Here is a 15,963-nt window from a genome sequence, read left to right on the forward strand (position 1 = left end):
TCTGTTACTCGAAATAACTAGAAAAGGAGTAACCTATGTCAAAAGAATCTATTATCGCTTTTTCACAAGCAAAAGCAGAGCCACTTTGGTTGCAAGACCTTCGTCAAGCAGCCTTTGATAAGCTTGAAAGTTTGGCTCTTCCAAAAATTGAGCGTGTTAAATTCCACCGTTGGAATCTCGGTGATGGAACGATTACTGAAAATGAACCATCAGCAAATGTACCTGATTTTACAGCGCTTGGAAACAACCCTAAATTGGTCCAAGTAGGAACAAATACTGTACTTGAACAATTGCCAGCTGACTTGATTAGTCAAGGTGTGGTCTTCACAGACCTGACGACTGCTCTTGAGGAAATCCCAGAAGTCGTTAAAGCCTTCTTTGGTAAGGCTGTAGCCTATGATGAGGACAAATTGGCAGCTTATAACTATGCCTATTTCAATAGTGCAGCGGTCCTTTACGTACCAGATAATGTTGAAATTGACTTGCCAGTTGAAAGCTATTTTTACCAAGATGGAACTTCAAATGTTCCATTTAACAAACACGTTTTGATCGTGGCTGGTAAAAACAGTAAATTGACTTACCTTGAGCGCTTTGAAACGCTAGGTGAAGCGACTGAAGAAGCTAGTGCCAATATTTCAGTTGAAGTCATTGCTCAAGATGGTGCACAAGTTAAGTTTGCTGCTATTGACCGTTTGGGCGAAAACGTTACAACTTATATTAGTCGTCGTGGTCGTATCGGTCGTGATGCCAGCATTGACTGGGCTCTTGGTATCATGAACGAGGGCAATGTTATTGCTGACTTTGATAGTGACTTGATTGGTAATGGAAGTCATGCCAACCTTAAAGTTATTGGTCTTTCATCAGGGCGTCAGGTTCAAGGAATTGATACTCGTGTAACTAACTATGGTAACAACTCTGTGGGACATATCCTACAACATGGTGTTATTTTGGAACGTGGTACCTTGACTTTCAATGGTATTGGTCACATTGTCAAAGGTGCTAAGGGTGCTGATGCACAACAAGAAAGCCGTGTTCTAATGCTTTCTGACAAGGCACGTTCAGATGCGAACCCAATCCTCTTGATTGACGAAAACGAAGTTACGGCAGGGCATGCTGCTTCAATCGGTCAGGTGGATCCAGAGGATATGTATTACCTCATGAGTCGTGGACTTGATCAAGACACTGCAGAACGTTTGGTTATTCGCGGTTTCTTGGGAGCGGTTATTACCGAAATTCCAGTTAAAGAAGTACGCGATGAAATGATTTCTGTAACTGATACAAAACTAAACAAACGTTAGGAACTATCGACGCAGATAGTCTAACCTATAATATATCTAGATAGGGAGATATGATGTCAGCTTTAGATGCCTATAAGATTCGACAAGATTTTGCCATTTTAGATCAGGTAGTTAATGATGAACCTTTGGTATACTTGGATAATGCAGCAACGACCCAGAAGCCTCAAGTCGTTTTGGGCGCTCTCATGGCTTACTATCATGAGGACAATGCCAATGTTCACCGTGGTGTGCATACCTTGGCTGAGCGTGCAACAGCTACTTACGAAGCTAGTCGTGAAAAGCTTCGTCAGTTTATCAATGCTAAATCAACCAAAGAGGTCCTTTTTACCCGTGGAACGACGACAGGTCTTAACTGGATTGGTCGTTTTGCAGAGCAGGTTCTTGAGCCAGGAGATGAGGTGGTTATTTCAATTATGGAACACCACTCGAATATCATTCCTTGGCAGGAAGCTTGTAAGAAGACGGGGGCTAAACTTGTTTACGCCTACTTGAAGGATGGCCAATTGGATATGGAAGATTTGGCCAACAAGATTACTGAAAAGACAAAATTTGTCAGTCTAGCTCAGGTTTCTAACGTTTTAGGCTGCATCAATCCTGTCAAAGAAATTGCCAAGCTCGCCCACCAAGTTGGTGCCTATATGGTGGTGGACGGTGCCCAATCGGCGCCCCACATGGCCATTGATGTTCAGGATTTGGATTGTGATTTCTTCACCCTTTCTGGACATAAGATGTTAGGTCCAACAGGGATTGGGGTTCTTTACGGCAAGGAAGAGATTCTTAACCAGATGAATCCTATTGAATTTGGTGGTGAAATGATTGATTTCGTTTATGAACAGGAAGCCACTTGGAAGGAATTGCCCTGGAAATTTGAGGCTGGTACACCTAACATTGCGGGGGCTATTGCTCTTGGTGCTGCTGTGGACTATCTCTCTGCTTTAGGTATGGAAAATGTTCATGCTTACGAGCAGGAGTTAGTAGACTATGTTTTGCCTAAACTTCATGAGATTGAGGGATTGACAGTCTACGGTCCAGAGAATCCTAGCCAGCACGCAGGTGTTATTGCCTTTAACATTGATGGGCTTCATCCTCATGATGTGGCGACTGCCCTTGACTATGAAGGAGTAGCAGTGCGTGCAGGTCACCACTGTGCTCAGCCTTTAATCAATCATTTAGGTATCTCATCAGCTGCCCGAGCAAGCTTCTATATTTACAATACTAAAGAGGATTGTGACAAGCTTGTAGAGGCAATTCTTGCGACGAAGGAGTTTTTCAATGGCACTCTCTAGACTAGATAGTTTATATATGGCTGTTGTGGCCGATCACTCTAAGAGCCCTCACCATCATGGTGTTCTACCTGATGTGGAGCAACTTCAACTGAATAATCCGACTTGTGGAGATGTTATCAATCTGTCAGTAAAATTTGATGGTGACGTGATTGAAGACATTGCCTTTGCTGGAGATGGTTGTACCATTTCTACAGCGTCATCAAGTATGATGACGGATGCGGTTATTGGTAAAACTAAGGCAGAGGCTTTGGAACTAGCGGAGATTTTCTCTCTTATGATTCAAGGAGATCATGAAGATGAAGATAAGCTAGGTGAGGCTAAGCTCTTGGCAGGGGTTTCTAAATTTCCACAACGTATCAAATGTGCAACACTCTCTTGGAATGCCCTTAAAAAAGCTATAGAGAGAAGTGAGCTTTAGGAAGTCAAGGAGCAGTCAGTCTCCTTGCCCAAGCAAAAAGGAAAACGAATCAAACCTTTAATAAAGGAAAATACTATGACTGAAACAAATGAAAAAGTAGAACCAAAACCTATTGATTTGGGAGAATATAAATACGGTTTCCATGACGATGTGACACCAGTCTTTTCAACCGGAAAAGGAATCAGTGAAGACGTTGTCCGTGCCATGTCTGCTGAAAAGGGGGAACCTGAGTGGATGCTTGAATTCCGCTTAAAATCATTGGAAACCTTTAACAAAATGGCTATGCAAGAGTGGGGACCAGACCTTTCTGGTATTAACTTTGATGACCTGACTTATTTCCAAAAGGCATCAGACAAACCTGCTCGTGACTGGGAAGATGTTCCTGAGAAAATTAAGGAAACTTTTGAACGTATTGGTATCCCAGAAGCAGAGCGTGCTTATCTTGCTGGAGCCTCAGCTCAGTATGAATCAGAAGTGGTTTACCACAATATGAAAGAAGAGTACGACAAGTTGGGGATTATCTTTACAGATACGGATTCAGCTCTTAAAGAGCATCCAGAACTCTTCAAGAAGTACTTCTCAAAACTAGTTCCGCCAACAGATAATAAATTTGCAGCCCTTAACTCAGCCTTCTGGTCAGGTGGTACCTTTATCTATGTACCTAAAGGCGTTAAGGTGGATATTCCGCTTCAAACCTACTTCCGTATCAATAACGAAGCAACTGCTCAGTTTGAACGTACTCTTATCATCGTTGATGAAGGTGCCAGCGTTCACTATGTTGAAGGATGTACAGCGCCAACTTACACAACTGCCAGCCTTCATGCGGCTATCGTTGAAATCTTTGCACTTGATGGTGCCTACATGCGCTACTCAACTATCCAAAACTGGTCAGATAGCGTTTACAACTTGGTGACTAAACGTGCTACGGCTAAGAAAAATGCGACTGTTGAGTGGATTGATGGTAACCTTGGAGCCGAAGTAACTATGAAGTATCCATCTGTTTACCTTGATGGAGAAGGTGCGCGTGGTACCATGCTTTCAATCGCCTTCGCCAATGCGGGTCAACACCAAGATACAGGGGCTAAGATGATTCACAATGCACCGCATACATCATCATCTATTGTCTCTAAATCAATCGCCCGTAATGGTGGTAAGGTTGACTACCGTGGACAAGTCACTTTCAACAAGGATTCTAAGAAATCGGTATCTCACATCGAATGTGACACCATCTTGATGGATGATTTGTCTAAATCAGATACTATCCCATTCAACGAAATCCATAACTCACAAGTTGCTCTTGAACACGAAGCTAAGGTTTCTAAGATTTCTGAAGAGCAACTCTACTACCTCATGAGCCGTGGACTTTCAGAACAAGAAGCAACAGAGATGATTGTCATGGGATTTGTGGAACCATTTACCAAAGAACTTCCAATGGAATATGCTGTTGAGCTTAACCGCTTGATTAGTTATGAAATGGAAGGATCAGTTGGGTAAAAACTCTGATAATCTAAAGGGACCAGACGGTCCTTTTTGTTTTGCTTGAAAAATCAAGAAATGAGCTCTAGATTAATGTTAGGAAAGGAGTGATTGTAATGATCAGAAAACGTTTACAACTGATATTTAAAAAGATATAATAGATTTGAATAGCAGTAATGGAGGGGACTAATATGGGAGTATATAACAGTGACTGGCTACTCAATCAGATTCGTGGGACAGCTAATGTTGTCAGTAAGGCTTTTAAATTTGAGACTCTAGATATTGATTTAGGTCAGGTGGAGGACGAGCAAGGTCGCACTATTGATGGAAATGACTACATTGATGACTTGTTAATCCATGAACAGTATGATCAGGCAACTACCTTCATTCATAGTCAACTCAAGCGTTTGACGACTAACGACTATAATCTCCTTGTCAGTGTCTATATGGAGTATTTGGAGAATTTGCCACCTGTAATAAGGCAGAAACACCATTTTGACGAGAGGAAAATAGCAAGTTTGAGGGAAAAGCTGTCCGAATTTTCATGGTAATTTGCTAGAGAGAGTGGGAGAGGAAACGCCAAGCGTTTACGACTTTTCCACCCTCTTTTTTGTGTTATAATAGAGTCACTATGGATAAATTAATAAAAACAATTTCAGAATCAGGTTCTTTCCGTGCTTACGTTCTTGATAGCACTGAAACAGTTAGAACCGCACAAGAAAAACACAATACATTATCATCTTCAACAGTCGCTTTGGGGCGTACCCTTATTGCCAATCAAATCTTGGCTGCTAATCAAAAAGGTGAGAGCAAAATTACGGTTAAAGTTATCGGGAACAGCTCTTTTGGGCATATCATCTCTGTAGCTGATACCAAAGGACATGTTAAGGGCTACATCCAAAATCCAGGTGTGGACATCAAGAAAACAGCAACTGGTGAAGTCTTGGTGGGTCCTTTCATGGGACAAGGGCAGTTTGTTTCTATCATCGATTATGGAACTGGTAATCCCTACACGTCATCAACACCACTTATTTCTGGTGAAATCGGTGAAGACTTTGCCTACTATTTGACAGAATCTGAGCAAACGCCATCTGCTGTAGGTCTTAATGTACTTCTTGACGAAGAGGACAAGGTCAAGGTTGCTGGTGGCTTCATGCTTCAGGTCTTGCCAGGAGCTAGCGAGGAAGAAATCGCTCGTTACGAAAAACGCATCCAAGAGATGCCAGCCATTTCAACGCTTTTGGAGTCTGATGACCATATCGAAGCTCTCTTGAATGCCATTTATGGGGATGAACCTTTCAAACGTTTGTCTGAAGAGGAGCTTAGCTTTGAGTGTGATTGCTCACGTGAACGCTTTGAAAATGCCCTCTTGACACTTGGTAAGGATGAACTTCAAGCTATGAAAGACGAGGACCATGGGGCTGAAATCGTCTGTCAATTCTGCCAAACCAAATATGAATTTTCAGAAGCTGACTTGGAGGAACTCATCAATGACTAAACTTAATTCATCCTTCATGATTGGAAATGTGGAGATTCCTCATCGTACAGTACTAGCTCCTATGGCAGGTGTGACCAACTCTGCCTTCCGTACTATTGCCAAGGAGTTTGGTGCTGGCCTTGTGGTGATGGAGATGATTTCTGAAAAAGGTCTCCTCTACAATAATGAGAAGACCCTCCACATGCTTCACATCGATGAGAATGAACATCCAATGTCTATCCAGCTTTTCGGTGGTGATGCTGAGGGCTTGAAGCGTGCGGCTGACTTTATCCAGACCAATACCAAGGCTGATATCGTTGATATCAACATGGGTTGTCCGGTCAATAAGGTAGTCAAAAATGAAGCTGGTGCCAAGTGGCTCAAGGATCCAGACAAGATTTACCACATCGTCAAGGAAGTAACGTCAGTACTTGATATTCCTCTGACCGTTAAGATGCGTACAGGTTGGTCAGACAGTGACTTGGCTGTAGAAAATGCCCTTGCAGCTGAGTCTGCAGGTGTTTCTGCCCTTGCTATGCACGGCCGTACTCGTGAGCAAATGTACACAGGTCACTGTGATCACGAGACTTTGGCCCGTGTTGCTAAGGCTATCACTAAGATTCCGTTTATCGGAAACGGCGATGTTCGTAGCGTTCAAGACGCTAAACTTATGATTGAAGAACTTGGTGTAGATGCCGTTATGGTTGGTCGTGCAGCCATGAATAATCCATACATCTTCACGCAAATCAATCACTTCTTCGAAACAGGAGAGGAATTGCCAGAGCTTCCATTTGATAAAAAATTGGACATCGCTGAAGACCACCTCAAACGTTTGGTGGACCTTAAAGGTGAAAAGATTGCTGTCCGTGAATTCCGTGGTCTGGCACCACACTATCTTCGTGGAACAGCAGGAGCAGCTAAGGTTCGTGGAGAAGTCTCACGTGCCGAGTCTGTTGCTCAGGTTGAAGAAATCTTTGCAACTTTGCGATAATTCTATATCTGATAAAAACTTAACCAGCTTGGTTAGGTTTTTATTTTACCCTTATTCTTCCTTGATAGTGATGATAGCCCATCGCTAATCTTTTTCTTGGTCTTCCCTTGCAAAACCTCTGTGTTTTCGATATAATTAACTGGTTAAGTAAATGGAGAAAGCAATGCTAGAACTAGAAGAACAAGTCAATCAATTGATTAATCAAATTTTGCTTAAGGCTGAAAATCAGCATGAGCTCCTTATTGGTCAGTGCCGTAGTCAAGTCAAATTGACTAATACTCAGGAACATATTCTCATGCTTTTGGCTGAGGGTCGCAAGACCAATTCGGAGTTGGCAAAGACCTTAAATGTCAGTCAGGCTGCTGTTACCAAGGCTGTTAAAACCTTGGTCAAAGAGGGTATGTTGGAGGCTAAGAAAGACAAGGATGATGGGCGCGTGACCTACTTTGTCTTGACACAAGAGGCTCAACCCATAGCTCAGGAGCATGAGGAACACCACCAAGAGACCTTGGGGGTTTATCGGTCTGTATTGGATCAGTTTGATAATCAAGAGCGTCAGGTTATTGGACGTTTCTTGACAGAATTAGCAGAAAAAATTGAGGAATAAGATGCGCTATATTACAGTTGAAGGACTGAGCTTCCAGTATGATGCGGAGCCCGTTCTGGACAATATTCACTATCATTTGGATTCTGGGGAGTTTGTAACCCTGACTGGGGAAAATGGAGCTGCCAAGTCAACGCTTATCAAGGCTACCCTGGGAATTCTCAAGCCTAAGAAGGGAACTGTAACCATCTCTGAAACCAATAAAGATGGTAAAAAGCTTCGTATGGCCTATCTTCCCCAGCAAATTGCCAGCTTTAATGCAGGTTTTCCGAGCACGGTCTACGAGTTTGTGAAGTCTGGCCGTTATCCTCGTCAGGGGTGGTTTCGTCGTTTGACGAAGCACGACTTGGAACACGTTCAACGTGCCCTTGAGTCTGTAGGTATGTGGGAAAATCGTCACAAGCAAATTGGGCGTCTCTCAGGTGGCCAGAAGCAACGTGCTGTTATTGCTCGTATTTTTGCCTCAGATCCAGATATTTTTGTCTTGGATGAGCCAACGACGGGTATGGATGCAGGGACAGCTAATACTTTCTATGAACTCATGCACCACTCGGCTCACAAGCATGGCAAGTCGGTCTTGATGATTACCCACGACCCAGAGGAAGTCAAAGAGTACACAGACCGTAATATTCATCTGGTTCGTAATCAGAAATTGCCTTGGCGTTGTTTCAATGTTCATGAAAAGGATGGAGAGGAGCACAGACATGATTAGTGAATTATTAGCCTATGATTTTATGCAACGTGCTATTCTCGCCGTGATTGCTATCAGTATATTTTCTCCGATTTTGGGGCTCTTCTTAATTCTTCGTCGTCAGAGTCTGATGAGCGATACCTTGAGTCACGTGTCCCTAGCTGGGGTGGCTGTTGGGATTTTCTTGGGACAATCAACCACTTGGATGACCCTTGTGGTTGTGGTTATTGCCGCTTTGGTTTTGGAATATCTCAGGGTCAGTTACAAGCATTATATGGAGATTTCAACGGCTATCCTCATGTCAATGGGATTGGCAGTGGCTCTTATTCTTAGTAACAAGGCGGGTAGCAGTAGCATGAGTCTGGATAGCTATCTTTTTGGTTCTATCATCACCATTAGCTCTGAACAGGTCTATGCCCTCTTTGTTATTGCGGCTATTGTACTGATCTTGACCTTACTCTTTATTCGTCCTATGTATCTTTTAACCTTTGACGAGGACACCGCTCATGTGGATGGCTTGCCAGTTCGTCTCATGTCTCTCCTCTTCAATATTGTGACAGGGATAGCGATTGCCCTGATGATTCCAGCAGCAGGATCACTTTTGGTTTCCACCATCATGATTCTTCCAGCAGCTATTGGTATGAAAATAGGTCAAACCTTTAAATCTGTCATTTTCTGGGCTATTGGTATTGGTTTGGTTGGCATGCTCTCTGGTATTTTTATTTCCTATTATTGGGAAACACCAGCTAGTGCCACTATTACCCTTATCTTCATCGCCTTCTTTGGTCTGGTATCAATCTTTGAACCTCTCTTAAAAGCAGAATAGATAATAGAAGAAAAGGGCTTGAGAAATCAAGCTCTTTTTGTGATATACTAAAGTGGTTTTTGAGAGAAGTTAAAATAAGAATGGTAGCTTTCTAGGCAGAAATGATGATTATATTTCTCTAGTATCCACTATCATTTGTAATAGTAACAAAAAAGGAGAAAACATGGAAATCTTTCTAACGAGTATATCGGGAATCCTAGTCATTTTGGGTATGATTTTAGTGGGATTCGTAATGGGTGAAAAAGGCTGGTTTGACGACAAGTCACGTGGTCTTATAGCTAAGCTAGTCACTCAAATTGCCCTTCCTTGTTATATGCTCTATACGATTACACAGCGTTTCACAGCGGCAGACCTACTTAAAATGTTGCCGGAATTGCGTTTTCCTACACTTTCTATGGTGATTTTACTCGGGATTGCGACAGCGGTGGCTAGAATTTTTGCAGTGAAAAAGGAGCGTCGTGGTCTCTTTATTTCCATGTTTTTTAATTCGAATACCATTTTTGTGGGGCTCCCTATCAATCAAGCCCTCTTTGGCGATGCTAGTATCCCCTATGTTCTTATCTATTATATGTGCAATACGACCTTTTTCTGGACCTTGGGGACCTACCTCATCCAACGTGATGGGGAAGGAGACGCTGAATTTGATTTAAGAACAAGTCTGAAAAAAATCTTCTCCCCCCCTCTAATGGGCTTCATGTTAGGCCTTATTATTGTTATCCTCCATATTAAATTACCAAGCTTTTTAGCCAGTGACTTGCAGTATTTAGGTAGTTTGACGACTCCTCTATCTATGATTTTCATCGGTTTGTCAGTATCCAATGCAGGTGTCAAGCAGTTGGTTCTTAAAAAGGACCAGTTACTGATTTTGCTGGGACGCTTTGTGGTTGCCCCTCTCTTGATGGCTACCATCGTATATTGGGCGCCCCTCCCAACCTTGATGAAGCAAGTTTTTATCATCCAGTCGGCTATGCCTGTCATGACCAATGCTCCAGTCGTTGCTAAACTATATGGGGCTGATAGTGATTACGCTGCTGTCATGGTTACTGAGACTACCCTTGCTACCATGATTGTAATTCCAATTTTGATGGTCCTTATGGCTTAAAAATAATCAAGTAACCCCGGTTTTTCTGGGGTTTTTTAAATTTGTAAAAAAATTCAAAAAAAGTTTACGAAAACGCTTTACAAATTCTAAAAAGATGCTATAATAATTACATAAGTTATGCAAACGTTTGCATCAAACGTAGGAGGAAATGAAATGAATAAGCTAAAAGAAAAATTTGGCTTTGAGTTCTGGCAAAAATTCGGTAAAGCCCTCATGGTTGTTATCGCGGTTATGCCAGCAGCAGGTCTCATGATTTCTATCGGTAAAACGATTGCCATGATTAATCCAAACATGGCACCACTCGTTATTACAGGTGGATTTCTTGAGCAGATTGGTTGGGGGGTTATTGGTAACCTTCACATCTTGTTCGCCCTTGCCATTGGTGGTAGCTGGGCTAAGGAACGTGCAGGCGGTGCCTTTGCGGCAGGTCTTGCCTTTATCTTGATTAACCGTTTGACTGGTTCAATCTTTGGTGTTACTTCAGATATTCTTGCTGATAAGGCTGCTACAGTCCACACCATTTTTGGTCAATCAATCAAGGTATCTGATTACTTCATCAGTGTTATGGAAGCTCCAGCCCTTAACATGGGTGTGTTCGTAGGTATCATCTCTGGTTTCATCGGAGCTACTGCCTTCAATAAATACTATAACTTCCGTAAATTGCCAGAAGCTTTGTCATTCTTCAATGGTAAACGTTTCGTACCATTCGTAGTTATTCTTCGTTCAGCTATTGCAGCTATCGTTCTTGCTATCGTATGGCCAGTTATCCAATCAGGAATCAACGGCTTTGGTATGTGGATTGCCAGCTCAAAAGAAACTGCTCCAATCTTGGCACCGTTCTTGTTCGGTACATTGGAACGTCTTCTCTTGCCATTTGGTCTTCACCACATGTTGACTATCCCAATTAACTACACTCAATTGGGTGGTACTTATGAAGTCTTGACTGGTGCTGCAAAAGGTACTAAGGTATTGGGTCAAGACCCACTATGGCTTGCTTGGGTTACTGACCTTGCAAACCTTAAAGGGGCACATCCTGATCAATACAAACACCTTCTTGACTCTGTTACACCAGCCCGCTTTAAAGTTGGTCAAATGATTGGTTCATTTGGTATCTTGATGGGTATGGTGGTAGCTATCTACCGTAACGTTGATGATGATAAGAAACATCAGTACAAAGGTATGTTGACTGCGACTGCGCTTGCAACATTCTTGACAGGGGTAACAGAACCTATCGAGTACATGTTCATGTTCGTAGCTACTCCACTTTACATTATTTACGCATTTGTACAAGGTGCTGCCTTTGCAATGGCTGATATCGTTCACCTTCGTGTTCACTCATTCGGTTCTATCGAATTCTTGACACGTACACCACTCGCTATTAACGCTGGTTTGGCGATGGATATCGTTAACTTCATTTGGGTAACTGTACTCTTTGGTGTTATCATGTTCTTCATCGCAAACTTCATGATTAAGAAATTTGATTACGCTACACCAGGACGTAACGGTAACTATGAACAAAACGATGATGCTCCTGCAGAATCTGCTGGATCAGCAGGTGCTGGAACAAGCTCAGCAAGTTCACAAGTTATCAACATTATCAACCTTCTTGGTGGACGTGCTAACATCGTCGATGTTGACGCATGTATGACTCGTCTCCGTGTTACTGTTAAAGACGCTGAAAAAGTCGGAACTGAAGCTCAATGGAAAGCTGAAGGCGCTATGGGTCTTGTTATGAAAGGTCAAGGTGTCCAAGCTATCTACGGTCCTAAAGCTGACGTATTGAAATCTGATATCCAAGATGTACTTGATTCAGGTGAAGTTATCCCTGAAACACTTCCAAGTCAAATGACTGCTGTTCAAAAAGCAGAAGCTAAATTCAAAGGTGTTACTGATGAAGTGCATTCAGTCGCTGATGGTCAAGTTATCAACATCGAAGATGTTAAAGACCCAGTATTCTCACAAAAAATGATGGGTGACGGTTTCGCTGTAGAACCAGAAAACGGTAAAATCGTTTCACCAGTAGCTGGTAAAGTGACAAGTATCTTCCCAACTAAACACGCTCTTGGTTTGGTAACTGACAATGGTCTTGAAGTTTTGGTTCACATCGGACTTGACACTGTCAGTCTTGAAGGTAAACCATTCGACGTTAAAGTTACTGAAGGTCAAACAGTTGCTGCAGGTGACCTCTTGGTTGAAGCAAACCTTGATGCTATCCGTGAAGCAGGTCGTGCAACATCTACAGTTGTTGTCTTTACAAATGCAGATGCAATCAAATCAGTTAAAGTAGAACATACAGGTAAATTGGCTGCTGACGCTCCAGTTGCAAAAGTAGAACTTTAATTTGCTAAACGATAAACAAGCAGACAGCCCTTGGGCTGTTTTGTTTGTAAATGACCCTATGTCATTTCTAGATGCAAGTCAGAAGAGGGATAAACTTATGAAATTTCTAACTTTAAATACACACAGTTGGATGGAAGAAGATGCAGAAGAGAAGTTCCAAACCTTAAAGGAACAGATCCTAAAGGCTCAGTATGATATTATTTGCTTCCAGGAAGTTAACCAAGAAATAGAAACTTCTGTTGTGGACACGGATGCTTACTATCATGCACTTCCATCAGCAACACCAATCCACCAAGATCACTTTGTCCGTCTTCTTGTGGAAAAGTTAGCTGAAGAAGGGCTTCAATACCATTGGACTTGGGCCTATAATCACATTGGTTATGATCACCTTAATGAGGGGGTTGCCGTCTTGTCACGTCAACCATTGACAGCGAGTGAAATCTTGGTTTCAGATGTTGATGATCCAACTGACTACCATACACGCCGTGTAGCAGTTGCTGAAACTACTGTAGATGGCCGAGAAGTTGCTGTTGCTAGTGTTCACCTTTCATGGTGGGACAAAGGTTTCCAAGAAGAGTGGGCACGTATTGAGGAACGTTTCAAAGCTATTGGGAAACCGCTCATCCTAGCAGGTGACTTTAACAACCCAGCAGGTCGCGAAGGGCATAAAGCCATTTTGGCTAGCTCGCTCAATCTTCAAGATAGTTTTGAAGTAGCTAAAGAAACAACTGGTAGCTATACAGTTGGACCAGGTATCGATGGCTGGAAGGGCAATGAAGAGCCTTTACGTATCGATTATGTTTTTGCTAGCCAAGATTGGACAGTAGAGCGCCTTAGTGTGATTTTTGATGGCAATAACCAACCTTTGGTAAGTGACCACTACGGTCTTGAAGCAGAATTAACATTTAAGTAGAAACGGTATCCTATTATGACCTAATAAGGGTAAAAAACATTGTCAAAAGACAAATAAAAGAGTAAACTAGAAGCTATAATTGAATTTTTATAAGGAGAGACTAATGGCTCATATTACATTTGATTATTCAAAAGTTTTGGATAAATTTGTAGCACCACACGAAGTGGACAACCTTCAAGCACAAGTAACAGTAGCAGACGAAATGATTCGCAAAGGAACTGGCCCAGGGGCAGACTTCCTTGGATGGCGTGACCTTCCAGAAAACTACGATCGTGAAGAATTTGATCGTATTTTGAAGGCTGCTGAAAAAATCAAAGAAGAAAGCGAAGTTTTGGTTGTTATCGGTATCGGTGGTTCTTACCTTGGTGCCAAAGCAGCCATTGACTTCTTGAACCATCACTTTGCTAACCTTCAAACAAAAGAAGAACGCAAAGCACCACAAATCGTTTACGCTGGTAACTCAATTTCATCAACATATCTTGCAGACTTGCTTGAGTATGTTGAAGATAAAGACTTCTCAGTTAACGTTATCTCTAAATCAGGTACAACAACTGAACCAGCTATCGCTTTCCGTGTTTTCAAGGAACTCCTTGTTAAGAAATACGGTCAAGAAGAAGCAAACAAACGTATCTACGCAACAACTGACCGCCAAAAAAATGCAGTTAAAGTTGAAGCAGATGCTAACGGTTGGGAAACTTTCGTTGTTCCAGATGACATCGGTGGACGTTTCTCAGTATTGACAGCTGTAGGTCTCTTGCCAATCGCAGCTTCAGGTGCTGATATCAAAGCCCTTATGGAAGGTGCTAACGCTGCACGTAAAGAGTATTCTTCATATAAAATCTCTGAAAACGAAGCTTACCAATACGCTGCACTTCGTAATATCCTTTACCGTAAAGGTTACACAACTGAAATCTTGGCTAACTACGAACCATCACTTCAATACTTCTCAGAATGGTGGAAACAATTGGCTGGTGAATCTGAAGGTAAAGACCAAAGAGGTATTTACCCAACATCAGCAAACTTCTCAACAGACTTGCACTCTCTTGGACAATTTATCCAAGAAGGTACACGTAACCTCTTTGAGACAGTTGTTCGTGTGGAAAAACCACGTAAGAACGTGATTATCCCTGAATTGGAAGAAGATCTTGATGGACTTGGTTACCTCCAAGGTAAAGATGTTGACTTTGTTAACAAAAAAGCAACAGACGGTGTTCTTCTTGCTCACACAGATGGTGATGTACCAAACATGTTCATCACTCTTCCTGAACAAGATGCCTTTACATTGGGTTACATCATTTACTTCTTTGAAATTGCTATCGCCCTTTCAGGTTATTTGAATGCTATCAACCCATTTGACCAACCAGGTGTAGAAGCATACAAGAAAAACATGTTCGCCCTTCTTGGTAAACCAGGATTTGAAGAACTTGGAGCAGAACTTAACGCTCGCTTGTAATTCTCAGATAAGATCAGCTTTGGCTGGTCTTTTTTTTATCCATTTGTAAGCTAAAACTTTCCATTGATTGTTTCTTGTAGGTTAATTTACGAATTTTTATTTTAAACGTTTTGGACTGGCTAGTTGGGCTTTGTGGCTCTTTAATTTAGAAATGATTGTTGTTATAATTAGTTCAAGCATAGGAGGATGGATCATGATTGGACCTGTTAAAATGGGTGCTTTGTTGAAAAAAATTCGTTTATCAAAGAATTTGACATTGAAAGAACTTGCTAGTGATTATTTATCAGTATCTTTCCTATCAAAATTTGAACGTGGAGAATCTGATATCTCATTATCTAGGTTTTTTCTTTTGTTAGATAAATTGGATGTCAGTATTGAAGAGTTCTATGGTATTTTATCTCAAGATAATCCAACTCATACTGAAAAGTTATTAGCAAGTGCTAGTAAGGCTTATTATCAAAACAATATTTTATTGTTACAGAAGTACGCTGGAGAAGAGCGTCATAAATTTGAGCTCACACAAGACAAATCATTTCTCTATAACAGTATTATGCTAGAATCTTTTTTGGTAAGTGTTTCAAATAAAGAAGTTGATGAAAATAAGGTAAGGGAATTAACAGACTATCTTTTTAGCATTGAACAATGGGGAAAAAGAGAGTTAATCATATTAGGAAATAGTATGTCGTTTATTTCCACCCAGACACTTAATGTTTTGACCAAGGAGGTCGTGTATAGAACTAGCCTTTTTGGAAAGAGCGACTCAAATCAAAGAATTCGACTTAGTCTTCTTATTAATGCAGCTTATGAATTTTTACGACGTGATGAATTAGATTCTGCGAAATACTATTTAGATTTAGTCAATGATATTGGAATTCCTGAGGTCCTCTTATATGAAAGACATGAGTTGATATTTGTAATGGGAACCTACTTGATAAAGTCAGGTGAAGTTACTGAAGGGAGAAATCTAATTGAGGGGTGTTTAGAAACTCTTAGGACTTTAGGTGCGGAAAATTTATTGCTTACTAAGGAATCAGAGTATCAAGAGTTGCTAAATTCCACTATATGACAATTTTATAGAGTGAGTTAAA

15 protein-coding genes are annotated in these 15,963 nt (G+C 41.5%); all 15 read left to right on the top strand.

The genetic code is table 11. The features are described from left to right. The first annotated feature begins 35 nt into the window (after window positions 1–35). The 15 genes from sufD to ACWPVZ_RS00940 all read left to right on the top strand — a co-directional run bounded on the left by sufD (window position 36) and on the right by ACWPVZ_RS00940 (window position 15,941). Window positions 36–1,298 (top strand): Fe-S cluster assembly protein SufD, encoded by a 1,263-nt coding sequence (gene sufD / locus ACWPVZ_RS00870; RefSeq protein WP_414341045.1) that lies wholly within the window; start codon window positions 36–38, stop codon window positions 1,296–1,298. Window positions 1,299–1,351: 53 nt separating this feature from the next. Then, a complete protein-coding gene (locus tag ACWPVZ_RS00875; protein ID WP_454381485.1) occupies window positions 1,352–2,584 on the top strand; it encodes a cysteine desulfurase in 1,233 nt (410 codons plus the stop codon). Further along, window positions 2,571–3,002, top strand: a complete 432-nt coding sequence (gene sufU, locus ACWPVZ_RS00880) for a Fe-S cluster assembly sulfur transfer protein SufU (protein ID WP_037597354.1) — start codon at window positions 2,571–2,573, stop codon at window positions 3,000–3,002. Before ACWPVZ_RS00875 ends, sufU begins: the two co-directional genes overlap by 14 nt. A gap of 75 nt (window positions 3,003–3,077) precedes the next feature. Then, entirely contained in the window at window positions 3,078–4,496 is a 1,419-nt protein-coding gene (gene sufB / locus ACWPVZ_RS00885) for a Fe-S cluster assembly protein SufB (protein WP_002883666.1), read from the top strand. Between the two features lie 173 nt (window positions 4,497–4,669). After that, entirely contained in the window at window positions 4,670–5,029 is a 360-nt protein-coding gene (locus ACWPVZ_RS00890; RefSeq protein WP_037597357.1) for a hypothetical protein, read from the top strand. Between the two features lie 80 nt (window positions 5,030–5,109). Continuing rightward, window positions 5,110–5,976 carry an Hsp33 family molecular chaperone HslO gene (gene hslO / locus ACWPVZ_RS00895; protein ID WP_002883609.1) on the top strand — a complete coding sequence of 289 codons (867 nt, stop codon included), beginning with the start codon at window positions 5,110–5,112 and terminating at the stop codon, window positions 5,974–5,976. Further along, entirely contained in the window at window positions 5,969–6,946 is a 978-nt protein-coding gene (dusB, locus tag ACWPVZ_RS00900; protein ID WP_002883588.1) for a tRNA dihydrouridine synthase DusB, read from the top strand. The genes hslO and dusB overlap by 8 nt, the downstream gene beginning before the upstream one ends. Window positions 6,947–7,109: 163 nt before the next feature. Next, a complete protein-coding gene (locus tag ACWPVZ_RS00905) occupies window positions 7,110–7,553 on the top strand; it encodes a zinc-dependent MarR family transcriptional regulator (protein ID WP_454380523.1) in 444 nt (147 codons plus the stop codon). Window position 7,554: 1 nt separating this feature from the next. After that, entirely contained in the window at window positions 7,555–8,262 is a 708-nt protein-coding gene (locus ACWPVZ_RS00910) for a metal ABC transporter ATP-binding protein (protein ID WP_037597367.1), read from the top strand. After that, window positions 8,255–9,067: a metal ABC transporter permease gene (locus tag ACWPVZ_RS00915; RefSeq protein ID WP_454380526.1), complete on the top strand. Its 813-nt coding sequence runs from the start codon at window positions 8,255–8,257 to the stop codon at window positions 9,065–9,067. The genes ACWPVZ_RS00910 and ACWPVZ_RS00915 overlap by 8 nt, the downstream gene beginning before the upstream one ends. 163 nt (window positions 9,068–9,230) lie before the next feature. Next, window positions 9,231–10,169, top strand: coding sequence for an AEC family transporter (locus ACWPVZ_RS00920; protein ID WP_002889783.1), 939 nt, complete (start codon window positions 9,231–9,233; stop codon window positions 10,167–10,169). A 153-nt stretch (window positions 10,170–10,322) separates the two neighbouring features. Then, window positions 10,323–12,509, top strand: coding sequence for a PTS transporter subunit IIBC (locus ACWPVZ_RS00925; protein WP_454380529.1), 2,187 nt, complete (start codon window positions 10,323–10,325; stop codon window positions 12,507–12,509). Window positions 12,510–12,606: 97 nt separating this feature from the next. Then, entirely contained in the window at window positions 12,607–13,422 is an 816-nt protein-coding gene (locus tag ACWPVZ_RS00930) for an endonuclease/exonuclease/phosphatase family protein (RefSeq protein ID WP_454380531.1), read from the top strand. A gap of 103 nt (window positions 13,423–13,525) precedes the next feature. Then, window positions 13,526–14,875, top strand: coding sequence for a glucose-6-phosphate isomerase (locus tag ACWPVZ_RS00935; protein ID WP_454380533.1), 1,350 nt, complete (start codon window positions 13,526–13,528; stop codon window positions 14,873–14,875). Between the two features lie 193 nt (window positions 14,876–15,068). Beyond that, window positions 15,069–15,941, top strand: coding sequence for a helix-turn-helix domain-containing protein (locus ACWPVZ_RS00940; protein WP_414343872.1), 873 nt, complete (start codon window positions 15,069–15,071; stop codon window positions 15,939–15,941). Window positions 15,942–15,963 lie beyond the last annotated feature (22 nt).

It is taken from the genome of Streptococcus sp. Marseille-Q6379, from assembly GCF_965119505.1.